Annotated in this window: 20 protein-coding genes; 13 read left to right on the forward strand and 7 right to left on the reverse strand. The window is 60.8% G+C overall.

Annotated features, from left to right (window positions below; translation table 11 throughout):
• Window positions 1–207 precede the first annotated feature (207 nt).
• From GSQ93_RS11960 to mnmC, 5 genes are all read right to left on the reverse strand, one after another.
• Entirely contained in the window at window positions 208–927 is a 720-nt protein-coding gene (locus tag GSQ93_RS11960; protein ID WP_158935862.1) for a glutamine amidotransferase, read from the reverse strand.
• Between the two features lie 209 nt (window positions 928–1,136).
• The gene (locus tag GSQ93_RS11965) at window positions 1,137–1,781 is read right to left on the reverse strand and encodes a MarR family winged helix-turn-helix transcriptional regulator (protein ID WP_158935863.1); all 645 of its coding nucleotides are present in this window, start codon (window positions 1,779–1,781) and stop codon (window positions 1,137–1,139) included.
• Between the two features lie 695 nt (window positions 1,782–2,476).
• Window positions 2,477–3,592 carry a YbdK family carboxylate-amine ligase gene (locus GSQ93_RS11970; RefSeq protein ID WP_158935864.1) on the reverse strand — a complete coding sequence of 372 codons (1,116 nt, stop codon included), beginning with the start codon at window positions 3,590–3,592 and terminating at the stop codon, window positions 2,477–2,479.
• Between the two features lie 190 nt (window positions 3,593–3,782).
• Complete coding sequence (locus GSQ93_RS11975) at window positions 3,783–4,985, reverse strand: cation:proton antiporter (protein WP_158935865.1); 1,203 nt, start codon at window positions 4,983–4,985, stop codon at window positions 3,783–3,785.
• 746 nt (window positions 4,986–5,731) lie between these two features.
• On the reverse strand, window positions 5,732–7,594 hold the full coding sequence (mnmC, locus tag GSQ93_RS11980; RefSeq protein WP_158935866.1) for a bifunctional tRNA (5-methylaminomethyl-2-thiouridine)(34)-methyltransferase MnmD/FAD-dependent 5-carboxymethylaminomethyl-2-thiouridine(34) oxidoreductase MnmC: 1,863 nt from the start codon (window positions 7,592–7,594) through the stop codon (window positions 5,732–5,734).
• Window positions 7,595–8,030: 436 nt separating this feature from the next.
• Here mnmC and GSQ93_RS11985 point away from each other — a divergent pair, with 436 nt between their 5' ends.
• The gene (locus GSQ93_RS11985) at window positions 8,031–8,309 is read left to right on the forward strand and encodes an HU family DNA-binding protein (protein WP_031364544.1); all 279 of its coding nucleotides are present in this window, start codon (window positions 8,031–8,033) and stop codon (window positions 8,307–8,309) included.
• 947 nt (window positions 8,310–9,256) lie between these two features.
• Here the strand turns inward: GSQ93_RS11985 and GSQ93_RS11990 are convergent.
• Entirely contained in the window at window positions 9,257–10,411 is a 1,155-nt protein-coding gene (locus tag GSQ93_RS11990) for a GTP-binding protein (protein ID WP_158935867.1), read from the reverse strand.
• Between the two features lie 189 nt (window positions 10,412–10,600).
• On the reverse strand, window positions 10,601–11,047 hold the full coding sequence (locus GSQ93_RS11995; protein ID WP_156528906.1) for a lytic transglycosylase domain-containing protein: 447 nt from the start codon (window positions 11,045–11,047) through the stop codon (window positions 10,601–10,603).
• 660 nt (window positions 11,048–11,707) lie between these two features.
• Here GSQ93_RS11995 and gspD point away from each other — a divergent pair.
• The 12 genes from gspD (at window position 11,708) to GSQ93_RS12055 (ending at window position 23,447) form a co-directional block, all read left to right on the forward strand.
• Window positions 11,708–14,122 carry a type II secretion system secretin GspD gene (gspD, locus tag GSQ93_RS12000; protein ID WP_254073854.1) on the forward strand — a complete coding sequence of 805 codons (2,415 nt, stop codon included), beginning with the start codon at window positions 11,708–11,710 and terminating at the stop codon, window positions 14,120–14,122.
• On the forward strand, window positions 14,119–15,606 hold the full coding sequence (gene gspE / locus GSQ93_RS12005; protein WP_158935869.1) for a type II secretion system ATPase GspE: 1,488 nt from the start codon (window positions 14,119–14,121) through the stop codon (window positions 15,604–15,606). Before gspD ends, gspE begins: the two co-directional genes overlap by 4 nt.
• A gap of 6 nt (window positions 15,607–15,612) precedes the next feature.
• Complete coding sequence (gspF, locus tag GSQ93_RS12010) at window positions 15,613–16,830, forward strand: type II secretion system inner membrane protein GspF (protein WP_158935870.1); 1,218 nt, start codon at window positions 15,613–15,615, stop codon at window positions 16,828–16,830.
• Between the two features lie 13 nt (window positions 16,831–16,843).
• Window positions 16,844–17,257, forward strand: a complete 414-nt coding sequence (locus tag GSQ93_RS12015) for a type II secretion system protein N (RefSeq protein ID WP_158935871.1) — start codon at window positions 16,844–16,846, stop codon at window positions 17,255–17,257.
• Between the two features lie 237 nt (window positions 17,258–17,494).
• Entirely contained in the window at window positions 17,495–17,971 is a 477-nt protein-coding gene (gene gspG / locus GSQ93_RS12020) for a type II secretion system major pseudopilin GspG (protein WP_158935872.1), read from the forward strand.
• 49 nt (window positions 17,972–18,020) lie between these two features.
• Window positions 18,021–18,533 carry a GspH/FimT family pseudopilin gene (locus tag GSQ93_RS12025; protein ID WP_158935873.1) on the forward strand — a complete coding sequence of 171 codons (513 nt, stop codon included), beginning with the start codon at window positions 18,021–18,023 and terminating at the stop codon, window positions 18,531–18,533.
• Window positions 18,533–18,961 carry a type II secretion system minor pseudopilin GspI gene (gene gspI, locus GSQ93_RS12030; RefSeq protein WP_158935874.1) on the forward strand — a complete coding sequence of 143 codons (429 nt, stop codon included), beginning with the start codon at window positions 18,533–18,535 and terminating at the stop codon, window positions 18,959–18,961. Before GSQ93_RS12025 ends, gspI begins: the two co-directional genes overlap by 1 nt.
• Window positions 18,939–19,637, forward strand: coding sequence for a type II secretion system protein J (locus GSQ93_RS12035; protein WP_158935875.1), 699 nt, complete (start codon window positions 18,939–18,941; stop codon window positions 19,635–19,637). The genes gspI and GSQ93_RS12035 overlap by 23 nt, the downstream gene beginning before the upstream one ends.
• A 2-nt stretch (window positions 19,638–19,639) precedes the next feature.
• Window positions 19,640–20,779: a type II secretion system minor pseudopilin GspK gene (gene gspK, locus GSQ93_RS12040; RefSeq protein ID WP_254073855.1), complete on the forward strand. Its 1,140-nt coding sequence runs from the start codon at window positions 19,640–19,642 to the stop codon at window positions 20,777–20,779.
• 78 nt (window positions 20,780–20,857) lie between these two features.
• Window positions 20,858–22,159 (forward strand): type II secretion system protein GspL, encoded by a 1,302-nt coding sequence (gspL, locus tag GSQ93_RS12045; protein WP_158935877.1) that lies wholly within the window; start codon window positions 20,858–20,860, stop codon window positions 22,157–22,159.
• Complete coding sequence (gspM, locus tag GSQ93_RS12050) at window positions 22,156–22,659, forward strand: type II secretion system protein GspM (protein WP_158935878.1); 504 nt, start codon at window positions 22,156–22,158, stop codon at window positions 22,657–22,659. Before gspL ends, gspM begins: the two co-directional genes overlap by 4 nt.
• Window positions 22,656–23,447, forward strand: a complete 792-nt coding sequence (locus tag GSQ93_RS12055) for a type II secretion system protein N (RefSeq protein ID WP_158935879.1) — start codon at window positions 22,656–22,658, stop codon at window positions 23,445–23,447. Before gspM ends, GSQ93_RS12055 begins: the two co-directional genes overlap by 4 nt.
• Window positions 23,448–23,513: the final 66 nt, after the last annotated feature.

The following is a 23,513-nucleotide window of genomic DNA, read 5'->3' on the forward strand; positions in this document are numbered from 1 at the left end:
TGGCTAACAGTGATAAAGAGAAAATCCGACTCACGCAGACCACTAACCCTGAAAGTAGCACCCCGGCATAAACTCCGACCCCTAACCCTGGAACCTGGCACCCTGACATTGATCCCGACCACCAACTCTGGACCGTACAGCGCCGCCCATCCCCAAACCCCAAACCTGTCCACCGGCGCGAGCGAACCCTTTGCGCGAGCGAACCCTTTATTCCGATGGCTCGAAACGGTCCAGCCATTCACCAAACATCTTGCGTGCGGCGCGCTCAAGCGCGGGACCGTGCCGGACGGTATCGGCGCGTAATGCAGTCACAGTAGTCCCGCTTTCTGCCACTTCGCCTGGATAGGCAACCAGCCAGGTTTCAAAACGGTCGACCAGGACTTCCGGATGGCATTGCAGGCCCAGGACGTGATCGCCCCAGCTGAACGCCTGATTCTCGCAAAGATCCGTAGATGCAAGCCGCGTGGCACCATCGGGAAGATCGAAGGTATCGCCATGCCAATGAAGAACCGGTATCGGCTGACCATCTGCCTCGAAATGCCGTAAAGCGGAAGCCCGTCCTGCGTCGGTCAAGGTCAGCGCCTTCCAGCCAAGTTCTTTTTGCGCCGCCGGATAAACCTTCGCATCCAGCGCACGGGCAATCAACTGCGCACCCAGGCAAATGCCGATAGTCGGCAACCCCGCCGCAATGCGTTTTTCCAGCATGGCGAGCAACGGATTCAGATGGGGAAAGAGCGCGTCGTCATAAGCGCCGATCGGGCCGCCGAGGACGACCATTAACGATGTATCGAGCGGATTGGGCGCGTCGATGCGAGCGCGGCCCACGTCGAGATAACGGACCAGTTGGCCACGATCGCCGAGCACCAGTTCCAGGCTGCCAAGATCTTCGAAATGGACGTGGCGTATCGCCAGGACTTCACGTTTCATCGGCGGTCACCCAGGAAAGCCGGCAAGCTGAGATCAGCGCACGCGGCATCGGGCGGCGCACACAAAGGAGAGGCACGGTCGAGCAGCCAGCGCGCCGGCGGCGGGTGCGCGGCTCGAATAGTCCACCGACAAGTCTAACCAAAACCGCCGTGCTTCGCGCTCAAGGCGCGAAGCACGGACGGCGAACCTGAAGCTTCAGGCAGGGACGCTTATGCGACCTGCGCGAAGATCTTCCAGTTCTTCTTCTGCTTGGCGAGATCGCCTTCTTCGTATACCGAACAATCGAGACGCAGGTCGGTATCGGCCATGTCGATGTTCAGCAACGCGCAGTGATGCGGCGTCTTCTTCGGGTTCTTGCTCGCTTCCAGGTGCGTGCAGCTCAGGCACATGCGATGCGGCGGAATCTGCTGCACCACTTCGAGCTGTCGAATGGTCTTGAGCAGGCTCCGGTACAACTGCGACTGCTCATCGGCTTTCAACGTGCCAACTGCCTTCGACAAGAACTCCGGCCATACCAGCGCCTTCTTGGCCGCCGTCTTTCCGCGTGCGGTCAGGCGCACAGCCAGCGCGCGCCCGTCGTCCAGCGCGCGGCGCTTTTCGACCAGACCCTTGCCTTCCAGCGTGCTGACGGCATCGCTCGTGGTCGCGGCGGTCAACGCCGTTTCACGTGCGATCTCGCCAAGCCGCATTGGACCGCGCCGCTGCATCAACAGGACCAGAATTTCGCCCTGGGTCGGCGTCAAGCCCGCACCCTCAGCCCATTCCCATGCCTGGCTACGCATCGCCGTGCTCAACCGCAGTAAGCCATGGGTCACCCGCCCTGTGGCCTGCTCTCCGTATACGCCTTCGCTCATAGTCGTTCGCTTCGTCTTTCTTGATGCTTATCTGATGGTTCGGCAACGGCTTGAAACCGGTAAAACGACAGACCCCGCTCGTTTTACCCAAGTCGCTGCTGGCTCAATCGCCGACGTATCCGACCGGCGAATCCTTTCCTATCAACTACCGTCTCAAAATTCGGGCGATCAAACCGATGCCGCCAGTTCGTCGTCCGGATAAGGACATCTACGTTTCTCCGTGGCGCCTGTTCTAGACCGTCGCGCGCTTCGTTTGTTTCACCGGTGTTGCATCTCCCTGCCGGTAAAACCGACATTCTAAGCGACTGGAACCAAACGTACACCTTAGTTATTCACAAAACAGTGTGGATAACGCAGTGGATAACCACATTATTCGATGTGCGCCGATTCTTGATAACCCCCCGGCGGGCAAATCCGCCCAATTGTTATCCCTCGAAACCCCGCTCGTTGCAAGGCGCCACACCGTAGTTGTGCGCACTCCAAACTGTTGAGTTTGCGGAGATTTTATCGGTTGTCCACAGAATTGCACGAGGCTTGTTAACTACTATTACGTATGTATACGAACTCATGACAGTAAACCTTAGAGGCATGTTATCGGGATCGAGCTGAAAGAAAATGACGAAAAAAAACCTGCCGGGAAGCAGGTTTCTTTTTTTTCGGAGGCGGTCAAACAGCGGGAGCCAGGACAGTCCCCATCATTCCCGCCACTGCAGGCACTGCTGGCGAACGGCTTCGTGCAGTGAACGCTCGCGATCGAAAACACCGCGTAACCAAGTTGCGTCGTTCATGTTGCTGCGGGCAATATCGCCGACCTGGCGCAGCGCTTCGCCTGAACCCAGCGCATCGGCGTGAGGCGCGATCACGTCAAGCGTCGCGAGGATGTCTTCGGCAATCGTGCGGCGCTCGCCCGTCTGCGGATCGATGCAGCTGCCTTCCAGGCCAAAGCGGCACGCTTCGAACCGGTTGAACGTGTAGACGAGATAGTCGTCCTCTTTCAGCGTCAGGGGTTTGTCGAGCAGCAGGTAACGCGCAAGCGTCTGGATGTAGCACGCAATGGCCGCTGCGCGATCAACCGACAGCGGCGTGTCCATCACCCGGACTTCGATCGTGCCGAAACCCGGCTTCGGCCGGATGTCCCAGTAAAAATCCTTCATGCTGTTGACCACGCCGGTGCTGACCATCTTCGAGAAATATTCCTCGAAGCTGTCCCACGTGAGCGTGAACGGCGCGCGCCCGGACAGCGGAAATGCAAAGACAGAATTCAGGCGGGCGGAATGAAAGCCGGTATCCACACCTTGCACGTACGGCGACGAAGCCGACAACGCGATGAAGTGCGGAATGAAACGCGACATGGAATGCAGCAGGAACAACGCGCTGTCCGGGTCCGGGCAGCCAATGTGCACGTGCTGGCCGAATACCGTGAACTGCTTCGCGAGGTAACCGTAGAGCTCGGAAAGGTACTGAAAGCGCGGTGTATCGAAGATCTGGCGGTCGCTCCACTGCTGGAAGGCGTGTGTGCCACCGCCACAGAGCCCGACGTTGAGGTGGTCAGCAGCGGCCACGAGCGTGTCGCGGATGGCACGGAGGTCCGTTACGGCCTGTTCGTGCGTCGTGCAAATGCCGGTGGACAACTCGATCATGCTTTCGGTGATCTCCGGCGTGATGCTGCCAGGGATCTTTTCGTCCTTGACGAGCCGCATGAGATCGGAGGCGGCCTTGGTCAAGTCGTAGTCGTGCGTGTTGACGACCTGGATCTCGAGTTCGACGCCGAAGGTGAACGGCTCCGAGTTGATGAAAGGTTCGAGTGACATGGTGCCTCTTGATTGACAAAGCCTGGGTCGCCGGCCGACAGCTTATGGGCACGATGCGCCGGCCAAGTCAGATAAGCCGGGTAATACGCTTACGCTCGAGCGCTCAATGACAAGCTCAAAGACGCGCCCGGCGACCCGATAAAAACGAGAAAAAAACAGGATAAAACGCTACTTAAACCTTACCTGCCCGCTACTCACGCCGTTCGCCGATCGCCGACAAACTGCGATACACGAGGAACGGCGTAACAATTTGCAAAACGACGATCGAGCACATCACGATGGCCCGCAGCGTTGGATCGTAGTCGGGATACAGCACGTACATATCGTCGACGAGCAAGTAAGCGAGCGCCGACATCGGCGTCAATGCCACCCCAAGCGCCGCGCCCTGTTTCCAGTTCAGGCCGCTCGGTTTCGCGAAGATCAGCACGCCGGCCAGCTTGCCGATGAAACGCGCCACGATCAGCGCCAGCGCAGCCACACCGCCGAGCGCGATATCGCGCCATTCGAATGACGTCAGCGTCAGCGCAAACAAGATCACCGTCAGTAACCAGCCCGCCGTGCCGAAATGTGTGGGCCAGAGTTGCGGCCGCTCGTTCGAATTCTTCACGATGATGCCAGCCGCCAGCAACGCAAGAATGGTCGACAACTTGAACACATGCGCAATCGCAATCGCCAGCAGCACGAGGCCGAACAGCGCAACGAACGAATGCTCGTCGTCGGTATTCAGTCGCCGGTACAGCAGATTGCAGGCCAGCGCGAGGGCCAGCGCCAGCACGAGCGAACCGAGCAGCAGATAAAGCGGCTGCACGATGGTCGCAAGCGTGTTGCCGTAGATCTCCTGATGCAGCACGCCGGCCGCGAGTTTTTCCACGATCACCGCGTACATGCTGTTGAGCGCGGTCAGCGTGAGCAATCGTTGTGTGACCTGGCCTTCGGCGCGTAGTTCTGTCCGCAGCTGGATGACCATGGCCGGCGACGTCGCCATAGCGATGGCGGCAATCACAACCGACGGCATGGTCGGCACTTTGCACAGCGTCAACGCGATCAGGACGAAGCCGAACGTGAGCGTGCTTTCAGCAATGCTCGACAAGATCAGATAAGGATTGCGTCGGATCCAGCGCAGGTCGAGCCGGCTGCCGAGTTCGAACAGGAGCAAGCCGAGCGCGACGTCGAGTAAGGGCCGCGAGATTCCGGCCGAACTGACATCGATTACACCAAAACCGGCATTGCCCGCGATCAGGCCGATAACCGCGTAGCCCGTGATGCGCGGCAAACGCCAGGCGCGCCAGAGCAGTTCACCACAGAGGCCTGCGGCAACCAGTGCAAGGCCGGCCCAAAAAATGGCGTCGGGTGCGAGTGGCCAAACCGGTAAGAATGAAAAGGCCGACTTCATCGTGAGGACTTCTCCTTCGCAGCTAGTGCGGATAGACAGTGAATGGGCAGGTGATGCGCGGCCCGATGTGCGTGGCCGGAAAGGTTCGTTGCCCGCTGATTCTTCAGGCTCCGTCCAAGGCCCGTTGGGAACAGTCGGCCCACTGGCGGCCGTTTTCGTTGCTTGATCAATCGGTCAATCGCCGTCACGGCAACGGTTACAGCGATTTTTTTCAACGCACGTTGCTCGTGTAGAGCCCGGTTTGAAGCGATAAGCCGGCAAGGCGGCCAAACGAAAGAACGGCGATTGTGCCATAGCTCCCGGCGCCCCTATTCAATCCTTGCGGCAGTTTTGACCAAGCGGTAACAATGATTTTTAACGTGCCGGCCCGAGGAAAAAACTACCTTTTGAAGGTTGAATCCCGGTGTTGTTTCGTTTGAAATAACGTGGTTTTTCTACTTTGAGCGCTGCCGATGACGCTTGTTTTAAGGTTTACAAGTTTTGTTTATATATACGTAGTAGTAGTTAACAAGGCCGCACGTTTTCTGTGGATAACTCTATTTTCATCAACGTTTACAATCGCTTGAAGGACGCATAAGCACATAGCGAACGTGTGCGCGCCCAGGGGCGAACTCCGAACAACTTCGGGCGGATTTGCGGCTTCATCAAGTTGTCCCGTTTACGCCCACAGCGAGTACACAGGTCATTCGCGCGAAATTCGACGGGTTATCCACAGGCTGCGGTGGATAGTTTGCCAACCGGTCTTTTTAGCCGAATTCGCCTTGTCGTAAAGCCCGCAGCAGGAAGCGTGAGGGATCGATGGCGTCAGCCAGTTCACGTTCGATCGGCCACGGTTCCCCTTCGATTTGCACCGCGATCAATTCGGCGGCCAGTGTCGACCACACCAGTCCGCGCGAGCCGAAAGCAAACGCGCCGTACAAGCCGGGCGTGCGCGGCAAATCGAGCGGCCATGCGCCGGATAGACGGGTGGCATCGGCACGTGCGGCGGTTTCATCGGCGAGGGCGCCGATCATCGGCATGCGGTCGCTCGTCACCGACCGGAAAGCGACGCGGCCTTCCAGCGTTTCTGGCGCTGGTTCGAACCCGGCGAGAGCGGGAAGCATCGTCGCGACGCGTTCAAGGTTTTCGGTATGACCGGCTGACTGGATCTGCGTGTTGATATCGTCGATATCGTAGGTCGCGCCCGTGAGCGTTCGATGAGCGCCGAGCGGCACGGCGTAGCCATCCCCGACTATTGGTACGCGCAGACCATCAAGTGGACTCGAGTCCAATAGCGTTAGCTGGCCGCGCACGCCGCGCGTCGGAAGGCCGTGGAGGCCGGCGAGGCGTTGAGCATCGCCAGCGTTGGCAAGAATCACGACCGGCGCTTGGGCGAGGACGCGGCCGTTGGTGTCGAACGTAGTCCATGTGCCGTTTTCCTGATCGATCCGCGCGACTTCCGTATCGAAACAGGTGGTCAGCAAATCGCCCGCGGCCTTGCATTGCGCGGCGCATATCGCGGCAGGGGAAATCCAGCCGCCATGAGGGAAAAACCATCCGGGACGCGCGACGGGCTGGCCGGCCAGGCGGGCGGCTTCGTGTTCATCGACGGGTATGACATAGGACGGCGGTAACCCGAAGCGCTTGATCGCGGAGGCAATGGCGTGCGCATCGTCGGTGGAATCTGCGATTTGCAGCAATCCGCGGTGGCTGCGATTCAGGCTGTGGCCGGCGCGTTCGAGCTCGGACCAACGGTGCAGCGCGTAGAGAAACCCGGCGCGTGTCAGGCGGGCGGCGACGCTGTCGTCACGCCAGACGATCGGGTGGAAGACGCCGGCGGGATTGCCCGACGCATCGCGGGCGAGATCGTCGTGACGCTCGATCAGCGTGACTCGCCATCCCCGCGATGCAAGACGCTCGGTGATTGCACATCCGGCAAGGCCCGCCCCGATGACGATTGCATGGCGCGGCGTTTGAGGTGAGGGAGCTAAACCCTTTAAAACCGCTGCCGACAGAGTGGCGTCCGCTATTGCTAACGCAAGTGGTGGTTCGTGACGCCGTACACGCCAGCGCGGGGCGAAGCGCGCTTTCAGATAAGCGCCGTCCGGGGTTTCATCGCAGATAAAGCCTGCGTCTTTGAGCGCTTGGGGAAGCAGGGGATGCGCTTCGGCGCATAACGTCGCTTGATCCCCGGCGATGCGGGCCAGTGCTTTAGCGATATACGCGAGCTTCGCGTCGACCTGCGATAGCCGCAGATAAAAGGCATCGGCACGCAGCCAGATTTTCGACAGCATGCTTTCCATCTCACCGATGGCCAATGTCAGCACCACGCGCCCGTTTTCAAACTCGAGCCTGTGCAGCCCGGCAACCTGCATCGGCCACGCATCGATCAGCAATTGGGAAAGCGCGGGCTGCTCAGCGAGTACTTTGGGGAGATCCATTGACGCCAGCCGGCCGACCGCCACGAAATGCAAGCGCTCGCAGCGCTGCGAATCTGCGCGCCAGGCAGCCCATGTCTCGATAAACAGCCGTCCAGCGTCGAATTCCGCCTGCAAAACCGTGAAATTTCGACGCTGGGGCCAGCGCGCGCGATCGCCAAGCACGTTTGCGCAGAAAAAGGAATGGGTCATACGAAAGCTTTGAAAGCAAACTGATGATATGACCTTCGCCGTGCATTTCCGACGTTGGGCTGCTTTCCCTTAAAGCTAATAGGGGCAAGGCTTAGCGCTTGATACACCGGATCGCCCGTCAACCGTTGGCAAAAACCAACGGAGCGTGAAAGGGACAGAACGAAGGGATTGCTTGCATGAAAACGGCAGTAGAAAGGGTTTTCACCTGCGTCCGATCATGCGTAAATCTTCGAAACCCTTATCCTGCTTGGGTTTGCGCTGCGTTATGATAACAACGGCCGAGTAAGGAGGTGGCCCGGCGACCGGGGTGGGAGGGTTTGCCGGAATAGTGGGCCAAGGGGCGGGACCCGCGCCAGTACTCGACTGCAAGGCTCGCGCACGTATAATCGGCGCGTTCGCGCTGTTCGTGTCAACCTAAACTGATAAAGGAACCTTAATGAATAAACAGGAACTGATCGACGCCGTGGCCGCTCAGACCGGCGCCAGCAAGGCTCAAACCGGCGAAACGCTGGACACGTTGCTCGAAGTGGTCAAGAAGGCCGTCTCGAAGGGTGACGCCGTGCAGTTGATTGGCTTCGGAAGCTTCGGTTCGGGCAAGCGCGCAGCGCGCACCGGCCGTAACCCGAAGACCGGCGAATCCATTAAGATTCCGGCCGCCAAGACCGTCAAGTTCACGGCTGGCAAGGCATTCAAGGACGCAGTGAACAAGCGGTAAGTTGTAGCCGGTTGTCAGTATGGAACCCGCCCCTGGCGGGTTTTTTTTCGCGTCGGTGGACGGGGTTTGGTCATTTTGGGGTGTTGCCCGGGGGTGCTAGCGTTTGCGGTGGGAGTTGATGCCGGGGTGGTGCTTTCAGTGTTAGTGGTCTGCGTGAGTCGGATATTCTCTTTATCACTGTTAGCCACTGTGCGTGGCGGCACGTCATTTCTTGGTCCAAAGCGACAAAGAAACGAAGCAAAGAAAACGCTTTAACCGCACTACCCTAAGTGTCCACAGCGTGCAGTTTCTATTCATGGGTGCCCCAAAAGCACGGTGCTCGCCAGAGCGAAGGATGTGTGAACCCCTCCTTCTCGCGAATCCTTACATGAACACGCTTCGCCACCCGTGCTCTCGGGCTAGCACGAGTGTTCCACGGACCGGCACGGCCTCGCGCGTATTTGCTTCGGCGGTTCTTCGTAGGTTAGCTGCTTGGTCGGCGTAGTTATTTCGCGGTGTACGGCTTTACGCATCTCGCGGCCTCGTTTCCAGCTGGGTTGGCGACGTGGCTCGTCGTGCGTACAGATTTGGTGGTTGGTTCACGCGGATAGCGCGGGGTGAACCTCGGACAGGTTCAATCACTGGTGGCGAAGCGTGTCAGAACCCGTGTTCGGAGAAGGAGGGTTTCACACATCCGGTGCTCTGGCGAGCACCGTGCTTTTGGGGCACCTATGAATGGGAACTGCACGCTGTGGACACTTAGGGTAGTGCGGTTAAAAGCGTTTTCTTTGCTTCGTTTCTTTGTCGCTTTGGACAAAGAAATGACGTGCCGCCACGCACAGTGGCTAACAGTGATAAAGAGAAAATCCGACTCTCGCAGACCACTAACACTGAAAGCACCACCCCGGCATCAACCCCCACCGCTACCCCAAAACCCTCCAACCCCGTCCACCGGCGCGAGCAAAAACCTAATGGGTGCCGCAGTCGCAATCATCGCCATGGTCATGATGATCGTGATCGTGATCGTGCTCATCTTCATCCATCTCCCACGACGGGAACGGATCGGCCAACAACCCTTCCGACGCTTGCGTCCATTCCTCATCGGTGACGAGGCAAGCGTCGAAAGCCGCGCGCCAATGCGACTCGTCCAGGCCGGTTCCAATGATCGCCAGTTCCTGCCGACGGTCGCCGATAGTCATATCCTCCGCATCGCCGTACCAGTCCGCCGCAATTTCGGCTTCCAGTTCCGCATCGCCCGTTGGCCATTCGCTGCGCTCTTGCGCCGCCCACCACATGCCAGCGGGACCATGCCGGAGCGCGCCACCGGCTTGCGACAACGAGCCGCCAATATCGCTGCGTGTCGCCAGCCAGAAAAAGCCCTTGCAACGCAATACACCCGGCCATTCCTGATGCACCAGCGCCCACAGCCGCTCGGGATGAAACGGCCGGCGCGCGCGATATACAAAACCACCGATGCCGAGGTCATCGGCCGCCAACACCGATGCTGAATCCGGATCGGCGTTCAGCATGGCGAGCCAGCCTGGAGCGCTGGAGGTCGCGTCGAAGTCGAAGCGGTCCGTGTTCACCAACTCGCTCGCTGCCACCACGCCTTGACGGGCATCGATCAGCTCGGCGCGCGGATTGAGCGCATGCAGGATGCGCCGGAGTTTGGCGAGCGCGTTGGTATCGACGAGATCTGTCTTGTTGATCACGATCACATCGCAGAACTCGATTTGCGCGATCAGCGCTTCCACAACGGTGCGGTCGTCGTGGTCATCGCTTACCAAACTGCGCTCGCTCAGCGAATCCGTCGACGCGTAATCGCGCGAAAAGCTCTCCGCATCGACGACGGTCACGATCGTGTCGAGGTGCGCGATGTCGTTATCGAAGATCAGGCTTTCGGCTATCACTTGCGGGTCGTCGGTACCGGTCGCTTCCACCAGAATCGCGTCGAAGCGGCCTTCGGCGGCAGCGCTGTTGATTTCACTCGATAGATCGTCGATCCGGCCGCGCACAACCGCGATGGACGTGCCGGCATGATGCGCGAGCAGATGGTCGAGGAGCGTGGTCTTGCCTACGCCTGGCAAACCGGCAAGCACGGTAACGGGCAGGGGCTGATTCATCGCGTTTGGCATCGAAAGAGGGCGCGTAGTCGCGCGAGCGGCCGCTGAAAACGGTGGCGCTTTCAAGAAAACCCGCCTCGAATAGCGGCGAGCTGGAACGCGGAATTGTGCATCAAACACGGCTGGAACGCCGCGCCATGCGATGAAAAACAGAAGAACTTGAACGAAACAGAATGAAGCGAACCCGGATCAGCGCGATGCCGTCAACAGCTTCCACTTGCCCAGGATATTGATGATCTGCCGTGAGTACTGATCACGCAGCGACGGCGTTTCCGAGTGATACGCGCCGACTGCTTGCCACGTGTTGCCATACTTGTTCATCTTCTGACGCAAATGCCACGCAGCGATATAGACCGACTTGCACGGCTGCATCAGCGTGGTGGTCGAAATCCCGTACTGCGCGAGCTGCGTCAGGTGCACCGAATTGATCTGCATGAGACCGTAGTCAATGGAACCGTTCGCATTCTTGTTCATTGCATCCGGCTGGTTGTGCGACTCTTGCCAGGCGATCGCGCGCAGGATCAGCGGATTGACCTTCTGATACTTGGCGGCTTCGTCGAAGCAGTCGGCGTGCGCCGGCGCGGCTGCCAGTAAGGCGCCGAATCCAATCGCAAAGAGTCGCAAAAACATTTTCATCATGATAGGTACCACCTGATCGACTGTGTGCCCTGCATCCGCGGACTGCTGCGGTGAAGACTTCACTTGGTCGGCAAACCGGGTAACACCCGGTAAAACTAGGTAAGACTCGGTAAACACGGGAAAACCCACCCGCACTTTGCTCATCCAGTGCACCGAAGCGCTCGTATCATACCGGCAGACTATGGCATTTTAAATTTGACCATCCGACATAGCCAAGCCATGTGACGCCAATTAATCTGAAAGGCAATCGAAAGTTAATCCAAATCGACCGCGTTTGTCTTTATAGGCGCATAAAACTGGAACGGCTCTACTGCACGGGCGAAAGCGAACAAATATGACAATTTCAACCTTTTTCCTATGTAGAAAGGGCGGAGTAAGGGTCAAAATCAATAGCCTTTTGTAAGAAGTTTTTTTGAGATTTATGGCCCCTTAATATTTGACGATCGTCGGCCAAAGATTAGTACTTTTGTGACAAACCTGACACGAAAAGCTGCTATGGTTCACGTTTTTGGGATATGGCATTGCCCAGGCATCGGCCCTGGAAACGTCTGTTTTAAGCCGTCGTGGTGTCAATAGCGTCGAAAAACGCGCAACACAACGGGCTTGCAGCAGCGTGATCAGCAGGTCTAGACATCACACTCCATGAGAAGAAAACGTATGGCATTGCGTCGCGTCGCGACCGCTTTGCTGGTGGCCGGTCTTGTCACCACGCAAATTGCGCACGCCCAGGTCACCCTGAATTTCGTCAATGCGGATATCGATCAGGTCGCGAAAGCGATCGGCGCCGCGACTGGAAAGACGATCATCGTCGACCCGCGTGTCAAAGGGCAATTGAATCTTGTATCGGAAAATCCGGTGCCAGAGGATCAGGCTTTGAAAACGCTGCAGTCGGCATTGAGAATGCAGGGCTTCGCACTCGTGCAAGATCACGGTGTGCTCAAAGTCGTGCCCGAAGCCGACGCCAAGCTGCAGGGCGTGCCGACCTACGTCGGCAACGCGCCCACGGCGAGAGGCGACCAGGTCATCACCCAGGTGTTCGAGCTGCACAACGAATCGGCCAACAACGTGTTGCCGGTCCTGCGTCCGCTGATCTCGCCGAACAACACCATCGCCGCTTACCCTGCCAACAACACGCTGGTCGTCACCGACTATGCCGACAACGTGCGGCGTATCGCGAGCATCATCGCGGGTATCGACACAGCGGCGGGCCGGCAGGTCGACGTGGTGCCGCTGAAGAACGCAAACGCGCTCGACGTTGCCGAGCAGCTGAACAAGCTGCTCGATCCCGGCTCGGTAGGCAGCACCGACGCCACGCTGAAAGTGACCGTCACCGCCGATCCGCGCACGAACTCGCTGATGCTGCGCGCGTCCAGCGGCGCACGGCTCGCAGCGGCCAAGCAGCTTGCGCACAAGCTCGACGCGGCCACCACCCAGCCTGGCAACATGCACGTGGTTTCGCTGCGCAACGCCGACGCCTCGCGCCTCGCTAAAACCCTGCGCGCGATGATGGGCAAGGGCGGCAGCGACAGTTCGTCGTCGTCATCGGGATCGTCGAGCGGTTCGGGCTCGTTTGGCCAGAACGGTTCCGGCTCGTCTACCGGCACGAACGGCGTGCCGCCGCTGCCGAGCGGACTTGGCAGCAGCAGTTCGTCGTCGAGCAGCAATCCGATGGCGGGCGGCGGCCAAAGCAAGGACTCGGGCTTCAGCAACAATGACAACAGCAGTTCGAACGATTCACCCGGCAACGGCATGATTCAGGCCGACACGGCCACCAACTCGCTGATCATTACCGCGTCCGATCCGGTGTATCGCAACTTGCGTGCAGTGATCGACCAGCTCGATGCTCGCCGTGCGCAGGTTTATATCGAAGCGCTGATTGTGGAACTGTCGGCAACGACGGGCGCAAATCTCGGCATTCAGTGGCAGGGCGCGCTGCTTTCGCAAAGTGGCAATAACGGCATTTACGGTAGCTCGAACCTGGGCACGGGCACGTCGAGCATCGTCGATTTGACGGCAGCCGGCGCCACGATTGCGAACAATCCGGCCGCGCTTGCAGGTCAGACAAACATCCTCGCGCAGGGCCTGAACATCGGACTGCTGCACAAGTTCGGCAACTTCTTCGGCTTGGGCGGTTTGCTCCAGGCGTTGTCGACGTCGTCGGATGCGAACATTCTGTCCACGCCTAACCTCATCACGCTGGACAACGAGGAAGCGAAGATCGTGGTCGGCCAGAACGTGCCGGTGGTAACCGGTTCGTACGCCACGCCGACCGCCAATACGGGCACGTCGGTGTCCGCGTTCAATACGTTCGACCGGCGCGACGTGGGCGTGACGCTGCACGTGAAACCGCAGATCACGACGGGCGGCATACTGAAGCTTCAGCTGTATCAAGAAGATTCCAGCGTCGATACCACCACGACCAACAATCCGGGCGGCGTGACGATCAACACGCGCTCGATCCAGTCGACCATCCTGGCGGACGATGGTGAAATCGTCGTGCTTGGCGGCTTGATGCAGGACCAGTATTCGACGAGCAACAGCAAGGTGCCGCTGCTTGGCGACATCCCCTGGATTGGCCAATTGTTCCGCAGCGAAGCGAAGACGCGGACGAAGACCAACCTGATGGTGTTCCTGCGCCCGGTGATCGTGCGTGACCAGGCGACCAGCTCGCAGATATCGAACGATCGCTACGAAAACTTGCGTCAGCAACAATACAACTCGACGTCCGATAACCGCATCGAGAAGGATAAGGACGTGCCAGTTTTACCGCCGGCGCCGATCGGTCCGAGCCAGGGCGGTGTGCCGTCGCAGAACTTGTTCGACTGGAACAACATGACACGCTCGCCGTCGCAGGGTGGCAGCGCGACGCTGCCCCAGGTGCCGCCGCAGAAGATGCAGGATCAGCAAGGGCAGGTTCAAGGCCAGCAGCAGTATCAGACGGCGCAGCCGCCGGGCCAGTATCAGGCGCAGCCGCAGTATCAAGGCCAGCCGGCGAATGTGAATAACTACGCTGTGCCGAGTAATTCGGCGCCGGGTGTGCCGCTTAGCGGCACCACGGGAGCACAGCCGTGAGCACGCTGAGCGCGTCTGTCGCGAACGTTGCCACGAGCACGCCGTCGCCGCTCGCGGCACGGCTGATCCCGTACGCGTTCGCACGGACCGGGCAGATCCTGGTGGCGCACCAGCACGCGGACAGCATCGAAGTGTGGATCAGCGATAAAACCAGCGACGCGGCACTCGCCGAAGTCGCTCGCAACTTTGGCGCGCTTTCCATCGTGCGTTTGCCGGTGGCCGAACTGTCTGCTGCAATCAATTCGGCGTACTCACGCAATGACGGCAGCGCGGCGCAGGTCGTGGGCGAAGTGGAAGGCGAAGTCGATCTGTCGCGGCTGATGCAGGACATTCCCGAAATTGAGGATTTGCTCGAGTCGGAAGACGACGCGCCGATCATCCGCATGATCAACGCGCTGCTAACGCAGGCGGCGCGCGAACAGGCATCGGATATTCATATCGAACCGTTTGAGACGTCTTCGGTGGTGCGTTTTCGTGTCGATGGCACCTTGCGCGATGTCGTGCGCCCGAAGAAGGCGCTGCATGGCGCGCTGATCTCGCGTATCAAGATCATGGCGCAACTGGATATCGCGGAAAAACGGCTGCCGCAGGATGGCCGTATCACGCTGCGCGTAGGCGGCAGGCCGGTGGACGTGCGCGTGTCGACGCTGCCGACCGGTCATGGCGAACGCGCGGTGCTGCGTCTGCTGGAAAAAGATGCGCAGCGGCTGAACCTCGAAACGCTGGGCATGGCGCGCGATACGCTGGTTCATTTCGACAAGCTGATCGGCCGCCCGCACGGCATCGTGCTGGTCACCGGCCCGACGGGTTCGGGCAAGACGACCACGCTGTATGCCGCGATGTCGCGGCTCGAAACCGCGACCACCAACATCATGACGGTGGAAGATCCGATCGAATATGACCTGGGCGGGATCGGCCAGACGCAAGTGAATGAGCGCATTGGCATGACCTTCGCGCGCGCGTTGCGATCCATTCTGCGGCAGGACCCGGACATCATCATGATCGGGGAAATCCGCGATCTTGAGACGGCGCAGATTGCGGTGCAGGCGTCGTTGACGGGTCACCTCGTGCTGGCAACTTTGCATACGAACGATGCTGCGTCCGCGGTCACGCGTCTCACCGATATGGGCGTCGAGCCGTATCTGCTCGCGTCGTCGTTGCTCGGCGTGCTGGCGCAGCGGCTGGTGCGGCAGTTGTGTCCCGTGTGCAAGGAAGAGCGCTCGGAAGATGGCCACGTTCATTGGCATGCGGTCGGCTGCGATAAATGCGGCAACTCGGGTTATGCGGGACGTCGCGGCGTGTACGAACTGTTGCTGCTCGACGATCCTATTCGCGCGCTGATTCACCGAAATGCATCGGATGCCGAAATTTTGACGGCCGGGCGCGCACAAGGAATGCGCACGCTGCGCGAGGATGCAAACCGGTGGCTCGCGACCGGCGCAACGTCGCTGGAAGAAGTGCTGCGCGTGACGGGCGGAGATTAAACATCCATGCCGGCGTTTCGTTTCGAAGCAATCGACCAGGCGGGCAAGTCGCAGAAAGGCGTACTCGATGCCGACAGCGCCCGTGCCGCCCGCAGCCAGCTGAGGACGCAGGGGCTGACGCCGCTGGTGGTCGAAGCAGCCGCGACTCGCACGCGGGGTGAGCGCAAACAGCGGTTATCGCTGGGAAAACGCTTGTCGCAACGCGAGCAGGCCATTCTCACGCGGCAAATCGCCAGCCTGCTGACCGCGGGTCTGCCGCTCGGCGAAACGCTGTCGGTGCTGACCGAGCAATCGGAACGCGATTATGTTCGCGAGTTGATGGCCGCTATCCGCGGCGAAGTGCTCGGCGGCCATTCGTTCGCGAATGCATTGGCGGAACATCCGCGCGATTTCCCCGAGATTTATCGCGCGCTGGTAGCCGCCGGGGAACATACCGGCAAGCTTGGACTGGTGTTGTCGCGGCTCGCGGACTACATCGAACAACGCAATGCGCTGAAGCAGAAGATCGTGCTCGCGTTCACCTATCCCGCGATCGTCACGCTGATCGCATTCGGGATTGTCACGTTCCTGTTGAGTTACGTGGTGCCGCAAGTGGTGAACGTGTTCGCCAGCACGAAGCAGGCGCTGCCGTTCCTCACCATCGCGATGATGGCGCTCTCCGGCTTCGTGCGGAACTGGTGGTGGGCCGGGCTGATCGGCGTGGCGCTGTTGAGCTGGATCATCAAGAGCCTGCTGGCGCGGCCGGGCCCTCGCATGGCGTTCGACCGGTGGCTGCTCACCGCGCCGTTGCTCGGCAAACTCGTGCGCGGATATAACACCGTGCGTTTTGCCAGCACGCTCGCGATCCTGACCGCGGCCGGCGTGCCAATCCTGCGCGCGCTGCAAGCCGCGGGTGAAACGCTGAGCAACCGCGCGATGAGCGCGAACGTTGAAGACGCGATCATCCGCGTGCGCGAAGGCACGTCGCTGTCACGCGCGCTTGGCAACACGCGCACATTTCCGCCCGTGCTGGTGCATTTGATCCGCTCCGGTGAAGCCACCGGCGACGTCACGACCATGCTCGATCGCGCGTCCGAAGGTGAATCGCGCGAACTCGAACGCCGCACAATGTTCCTCACGAGCTTGCTGGAACCACTGTTGATCCTCGCAATGGGCGGCATCGTGCTGGTGATCGTGCTGGCGGTGATGCTGCCGATCATCGAATTGAATAATCTGGTGCAGTGAAGAAGCCCATCCCATGAATGCATTCCAGACCCGCCTGCTATCGCTTGTTGCGCTCGCCATTTTTTGCGCGACGCTGACGTGGTGGGTCATCACGCTGTCGACAAACCAGGGCGCGCCGTTGCCCGCGGCGGCGGCAACGCGTGCGCCGTCGGTGGAGCAGGCGGCCACGTTGTTCGGCGGCCAGCTGCAACACCAGGAAAACCAGGACGTGCACTTGTTCGGGATCCTCGCGCTGCAACACGGCGCGGCGGCAATCGTAAGCTACGGCGGTGAACCGGCGAAAGCGATCTCGCTGGGCGGCCCGCTCACGCCAGGCGTGACGATCAAGGAAGTGCGGGCGCGCTCGATCATCATCGATAGAAAGGGCAAAACCTCCGAAGTATTCCTGCCGCCGAACGCGCCCGGCCCGACGATTTACGTGCGCTGATTCCTGCGACGAATATGCGCTGAGGCCGTTCAGGATCAAAAGGAACCAACGAGCGCCGCTTACGAAGTGAAATCTGCCCGGGCCGGAGCTATAGAATGCTTGCCTGCCCGCAGCGACCGTTGATTGTTCCTACGAATGGTCCATCGTCGACGATCCGGATAGGGTGGCAGACGGGCATCGAGCCTCATGGCGAGCCTGAGCGCTGTAACGACATCAATTGGAAAGGAAGATCAAGTCATGCAAATGTGGATGAAGCGCCGCTACGAACTCCAGACGGCGCAAGGTAGCCAGCAAACACGTCGCCAACGCGGCTTTACGCTGATCGAAATCATGGTCGTGATCGCGATTCTCGGAATTCTCGCCGCGTTGATCGTGCCGAAGATCATGAGCCGTCCGGATGAGGCGCGGCGGGTGGCGGCGAAGGCGGATATTGGCTCGATCATGCAGTCGCTGAATCTTTATCGGCTGGATAACGGCCGCTATCCGACCCAGGAGCAGGGCCTGCGCGCGCTGGTTGAAAAGCCGACCACCGAACCGGTCCCGAACAACTGGAAGGGCGGCGGTTATATGGATCGCGTTCCAATGGACCCGTGGGGCAAGGAATATCAATACCTGAACCCGGGCGTGCACGGCGAAGTAGACGTATTCAGTTACGGCGCGGACAGCAAAGCGGGCGGCGAGGGCAACGACGCCGACATCGGCTCGTGGCAATAGGCTTTTTAGCCGTTCCTTGCCCCTTTTATAGAAGCGAATCGACGTGAACATGCAGCACAAGCCGGACTGTTCAGTACCCGAGGCCAAGGCGTCGCGCCGCGCGAAGCTGTGGCCGCAGGGCGGCTTTACGCTGCTGGAAATGCTGGTGGTGCTGGTGATCGCGGGAATACTGGTGTCGCTGGCGTCGGTGAAGCTCACGCGCAATCCGCGCACGGATCTGAACGAGGAAGCGCAGCGTGTCGCGCTCCTGTTCGAATCCGCTGGCGACGAAGCGCAGGTGCGGGCGCGTCCTATTGCGTGGATGCCGCTCGACGGCGGTTTTCGCTTCGATATCCGCACGGAAGACGGCTGGCGTCCATTGCGCGACGACCTGCTGCGCCAGCGCCGCTGGGAAGGTGGCGTGACCGGCGTGACGATCCAGTACGCCGGTACGGACCAGTCCGCGGCGCGGGTGGTGTTCGGCACGGAAGCTATCGATACCCCGATGGAAGTGACGCTCGTCTCGGCATCGGGCAGCGTGACGATTGTCGGCACCGGCAACGGCCGTTATCAGGTGCGCTGATGCCAACGCCCGCGACCGGCCCTCGTCACGGCCTGAAACTCAAACTCAAACTCAACCGTTCGCGCGGTTTCACGATGATCGAAGTGCTCGTCGCGCTGGCGATCATCGCGGTGGCGCTGGCGGCGTCGCTGCGCGCCGTGGGCGCGATGGCGACCGGCGAGGCGGACTTGCATCGGCGGCTCCTGGCCGGCTGGAGCGCCGACAACGAACTCGCGCAATTGCGGCTCACGCATACGTGGCCGGACATTGGTGAACATTCGTTTGATTGCTCGCAGGGCAATCTGAAGCTGATTTGTACCGACCGCGTATCCTCGACGCCGAATCCGATTTTCCGGCGGGTGGAAGTCGTCGTGGGATCGCCCGGTGTCTCCGGCAATCTCGCGCAAATGGTCATGGTGGTGGCGAATGAAACCAACCGTTCGCTCTAGGCGGGACGTTCGCAGCCCTCGGGGCGTTCGCAGCGATCATGGCTTTACGCTGATCGAGATGCTCGTCGCCATCGCGATCCTCGCGGTGATCGCGGTGCTGTCGTGGCGTGGGCTCGACCAGGTCATGCGCGGCCGCACGACCATTACGAACGCGATGGAAGATGAGCGCGTGATGGCGCAATTGTTCGACCAGATGCGTATCGATGCCCGCCAGGCCGCTACCGACGATGAAGCCGGCCAGGCCGCGGTGGCGATCGGCGGCAATTCGCTGCAGATTGTTCGCGGTGTCTATGCACAAGGCGTGGCGCCGCGCTTGCAGGTCGTGCGTTACCGGTTGACGGACAATGGCCGGGTGGTGCGATTTGCGTCGCCGCCGCTCGACAATGTGGGTGAAGTGCGGCGGGCGTTATCGGCGTCGGACAACTCGAACGGCTGGACCGCGATACCGCTGATGGGCGGCGTTTCGACCTTCGCCACGCGCGCGTATGTGCCCAGTATCGGCTGGACGATGCGCATGGGCGACGTGGCGGCGCAAATCACGAAGAACGATAACAACCTGAAAGTGCCGCAGCTCGGCAACGAGCCGTTGCTGCGCGCGGTGCCGGGCATTCAGATCGCACTCGGCGCGCACAATCTCGCGCGGCCGATCACGCGCGTGTTTCTGATCGGAGAATGACTATGCGTTCTTCATCGGTTCAGGGAAGGCGGGTCAGGTCAGTGAGACCTTCCAGGCGTGTGCGACAGCGCGGCGTCGCGATCATCAGCGCGCTGCTGGTCGTGGCGTTGTCGGCGATCATCGTGTCGGGATTGTTGTGGCGTCAGCAAGTGCAGGTCCGCCGTATCGAGAACCAGCGGCTGCTCGCGCAAGCGCAATGGATCGCGCGCAGCGCGCTCGACTGGACCCGGCTGATCCTGCGTTCCGAAGCCGATTCCGCGCCAACCGTCACGTATCTCGGCGGCGTGTGGGGTGTGCCGATCGCGAAAACGCGGCTGTCGGATTTTCTCGGACAAATTGGCGACGTACGGGCGCAGCAGGGCGCGTCCACCTATCTGTCGGGATCGATTGAAGACGCGCAGGCCAAGTTCAACCTGCGCAACCTGGTCTCCACGCCCACGCCCGGCTTGCTGATCATCAACGCGCAGGAAATTGCGTCGTTCCAGCGCCTGCTGACGCTGCTCGGACTGAATGCGTCGCTGGCGAAAACCGTCGCGCTGCAGATTCGCGCCGGACTGGCGCAATCGGCGACGCGGTTTCAGGCGCAATCGACTACCGCCGCCGCGAACAACACACCGAGCGCCATGCAGGCCGCGATCGCGCAGGGCGGCGGAACGGGCGGTGGCAATTTTACCGACGACCCCGGTCTCGCCGATGCAGACAGCAACGCGCCGGTCGCACCGTTGCAGATGATCAACGTGGAATCGTTGCTCGATGTCCCCGGTTTTTCGCCGGAAGCCGTGGAGAAATTGCGGCCGTTCGTAACGGTGCTTCCGACCACGACGTCGGTGAACATGAACACCGCGACGCCGGAAGTGATCGCCGCGACGGTGCCCGGCATGTCGCTGGAGCAGGCGCAGGCGTTTGTCGCGCGCCGCGAGACCGTGTTTTTCCACGATGTCAGCAACGTGCAACTCGCCCTGACAGGCGCGGGCGCGAACACCACCAACATCGATCCGAATCAGATGGACGTGACCACGAAGTATTTCCTGATCCACGGCCGCGTGCAGCACGAGCGGGCGGAAGTGGACCGGACGACCTTGCTGTATCGCGATCCGGCGACGCATTCCACGCGTATTGTTTATGTACGCGACCAGCTTTGATGCGTTTGGACGGGTTTCATCGGAACAACGTCGCAGTACAGTAAGTAACTTTCGATACAGAAAACAAGAGAGCGGCCTTTGAGCACATTGATCGTCCTACTGCCGCCGCGCGATCCGGCGGTGCGCTCCGAAGAGTGGAATTTGCCGGAGTTGCCGTTTTTGCTGCTCGACAAGCGCAACGTCAAGCAGCGGGCCGGCCGTGCCGCGCTTTCGCTGCTGCCGCGTGCGAGCGCGACGGTGCTGATTGTCGCTGCGCGCGACCTGTTGCTGACCGCCGCGCAAATGCCGCCGCTGAAAGGGCCGCGCTTGCGTCAGGCCTTGCCCAACGTGGTCGAGGATCAGCTGATCCAGGACCCGCAGACGTGCCATATTGCCGTCGATCCGGTCGCGCTCGCGAGCGGCCGGCGGGTGCTCGCGGTGATCGACCGCGGCTGGTTCCGCTTTGTGCTCGATGCGTTCGCGAACGCGGGGCATCGGAATGTGAAGGCCGTTCCGGCCATGCGTTGCTTGCCGCTGCATGAAAGCGCCGCCGATACCCCGAATCCGTTTGTCGCGGGCATCTTGGGTGACGTGCTGGCGACCGCCCCGACTTTGCTCGGTGGCGACGCGCTCAGGGCGCCCGAGAGCGCTACGACGCGCGTCGAGATTGCGATTGCGCGTGGCGAGCACGCGGCGCTGGGCGAAGGCCTGGCGATTCCCGCCGATGCCGTGACAACCACGCTCAGCGCGCTCGCGGGCGCCCAGCCGATGTCGCTGTACACCCTGCGCGACGTTCCCGGTGCCGAGCCGCGCCTGGCGTCGGCGCGGCCCGCGATTCCCGGCGCGCAGCCGCTGACGTTCGAAACCCTTGCGCACAACGCGCTCGCCAACCCATTCGACCTGTGCCAGTTCGAATTCGCCGCGCAGCCGTGGCGGCTCGACCGAGCGACCATGCGGCGCCTGAGGCTGCCGGTGGCGCTGCTGGCCGCGGCGCTGGTGGTATCGATGATCGGCATCAACATCCAGTGGATGCAGCTCGCCCGGCAACGCGACGCGATCAACGCGCAGATGACCGAGACGCTCCTCAACACGTTCCCGAAAACCACGGTCGTGCTGGATGCGCCCGACCAGATGTCGCGACAGCTTGACCGCTTGCGGCTGGTGTCGGGGCAACTATCGCCGTCTGATTTCCTTTCTCTCGCCGATGCCCTCGCCCGTGCACTTGGGCCTATTCCGGTGAATGGGATTGCGGGACTGGATTACCACGACAGGCGGCTTGAGGTGACCTTCAAGCCGGAAACCAAGGTCGATCCTGGCTTGCAGACACGGCTTTCGGCGAACGGGCTGGCTGGTGGTATCGACAGCAATACCGGCAAGTGGACCATCAGGAGCGCCCAATGAAACAAGTCATCATCGACACTTGGGGCGAGTTTTGGAACGCGCGTACCCAGCGCGAAAAGACCATCCTGATGTGGGGGGGCGTGGTTGCGGCCATCGCTCTGGTCTATCTGGTCTTGTGGGCACCCGCGTATGAAGGGCGCGCGCGGCTTCGCAGTACGCTGCCCGGCATGCAGCTCCAGCTCGCGCAGATGACCGCGCAAGCCAACGAGGCGCGCTCGCTGGCAGGCGGCGGCCAGGGCGTCACGCCGACCGGCGGCGCGTTGCGCGACGCATTGGCGAAGTCTCTCACCGACAGCAACATGCCGCCCGTGCAGGTCCAGGTGGTCGGCTCGGGCGTGCAGATCCAGTTGAAGAACGCGTCGTTCCCGGAATGGACGGTTTGGCTCGACAACGCCAGGAAGCAGTTCAAGGTGCAGGTCAGCGAGGCGCATATCACGGCGCTGAAGCCCGATGGCCAAGTGGATCTGACGGCATCGCTGCAACCGGCGCAGCTGCAATGAACTACGGTACGCGGCGGCTTCTCGCGGCTTGGCCGTGGTTCGTGGTGGCGGGAATATCGGTGGTCATCACGCTGGCCGTCATGTTGCCGGCGGCCTGGATCGTGCCGCAATTCGCGAAGTCGACGGACGGCCATGTGAATCTCGTCGATCCGGCCGGTTCGCTTTGGAAAGGCTCGGCCACGCTGATGCTGGCGACCGGCGGTGGTGCGGCCGCTGCCGACGGCGCGACGCTGCTGCCGGGACGGATCGAGTGGCACACGGCCTTCTGGCCTTTGTTCACCGGCCATGTACACATGGAGATGCGCCAGACGGACTCCATGCCGGACCCGGTTTTCGTCGATGCCGGTCTTTCAGGTTCAACTGTTTCGGCGGGCGCGATTGCCGTGCCGGCGAGCCTGCTCTCGGGTTTGGGCGCGCCATTCAACACGCTCAACATGGAAGGCAATGTCCGGCTGAACTGGACCGAATGGCGGATGCTTGGACCCAACACCTACGGGCAGGTGATCGTGACGCTCGGTGATATGGCGTCCAGCGTGTCGCGCGTGAAGCCGTTGGGGTCGTATCGCGTGGTGTTTCAGGCGGAAGGCCAGGCGGGGACCATTAACCTGACGACGATGTCAAAAGGGCCGTTGCTGCTGAACGGGCAAGGGACGGTGTCGAAGACATCGAGCGCGTTCGACGGCACGGCGACGGCCACGCCGGATGCACGCGAAAACCTGGCGGGATTGTTGAACCTGCTCGGACGGCATACGGGACCGGATACCGTCGAGCTGACCTTCGTTCGATAGAAGTCGGGCCCTTCCTTCGACGCTTCGCAGCGCGCCAAGGACCTCGGGGCATCCTCGCCCCGGTGC

It is taken from the genome of Burkholderia sp. S171 (assembly GCF_009766085.1).
In the GTDB taxonomy this organism is placed as follows: domain Bacteria; phylum Pseudomonadota; class Gammaproteobacteria; order Burkholderiales; family Burkholderiaceae; genus Caballeronia.

Coding starts and splice junctions, on each gene's coding strand:
- GSQ93_RS11960 (WP_158935862.1), bottom strand. CDS start 927: ATGAAACGTGAAGTCCTGGCGATACGCCACGTCCATTTCGAAGATCTT.
- GSQ93_RS11965 (WP_158935863.1), bottom strand. CDS start 1,781: ATGAGCGAAGGCGTATACGGAGAGCAGGCCACAGGGCGGGTGACCCAT.
- GSQ93_RS11970 (WP_158935864.1), bottom strand. CDS start 3,592: ATGTCACTCGAACCTTTCATCAACTCGGAGCCGTTCACCTTCGGCGTC.
- GSQ93_RS11975 (WP_158935865.1), bottom strand. CDS start 4,985: ATGAAGTCGGCCTTTTCATTCTTACCGGTTTGGCCACTCGCACCCGAC.
- mnmC (WP_158935866.1), bottom strand. CDS start 7,594: ATGACCCATTCCTTTTTCTGCGCAAACGTGCTTGGCGATCGCGCGCGC.
- GSQ93_RS11985 (WP_031364544.1), top strand. CDS start 8,031: ATGAATAAACAGGAACTGATCGACGCCGTGGCCGCTCAGACCGGCGCC.
- GSQ93_RS11990 (WP_158935867.1), bottom strand. CDS start 10,411: ATGAATCAGCCCCTGCCCGTTACCGTGCTTGCCGGTTTGCCAGGCGTA.
- GSQ93_RS11995 (WP_156528906.1), bottom strand. CDS start 11,047: ATGAAAATGTTTTTGCGACTCTTTGCGATTGGATTCGGCGCCTTACTG.
- gspD (WP_254073854.1), top strand. CDS start 11,708: ATGGCATTGCGTCGCGTCGCGACCGCTTTGCTGGTGGCCGGTCTTGTC.
- gspF (WP_158935870.1), top strand. CDS start 15,613: ATGCCGGCGTTTCGTTTCGAAGCAATCGACCAGGCGGGCAAGTCGCAG.
- GSQ93_RS12015 (WP_158935871.1), top strand. CDS start 16,844: ATGAATGCATTCCAGACCCGCCTGCTATCGCTTGTTGCGCTCGCCATT.
- gspG (WP_158935872.1), top strand. CDS start 17,495: ATGCAAATGTGGATGAAGCGCCGCTACGAACTCCAGACGGCGCAAGGT.
- GSQ93_RS12025 (WP_158935873.1), top strand. CDS start 18,021: ATGCAGCACAAGCCGGACTGTTCAGTACCCGAGGCCAAGGCGTCGCGC.
- gspI (WP_158935874.1), top strand. CDS start 18,533: ATGCCAACGCCCGCGACCGGCCCTCGTCACGGCCTGAAACTCAAACTC.
- GSQ93_RS12035 (WP_158935875.1), top strand. CDS start 18,939: ATGAAACCAACCGTTCGCTCTAGGCGGGACGTTCGCAGCCCTCGGGGC.
- gspK (WP_254073855.1), top strand. CDS start 19,640: ATGCGTTCTTCATCGGTTCAGGGAAGGCGGGTCAGGTCAGTGAGACCT.
- gspM (WP_158935878.1), top strand. CDS start 22,156: ATGAAACAAGTCATCATCGACACTTGGGGCGAGTTTTGGAACGCGCGT.
- GSQ93_RS12055 (WP_158935879.1), top strand. CDS start 22,656: ATGAACTACGGTACGCGGCGGCTTCTCGCGGCTTGGCCGTGGTTCGTG.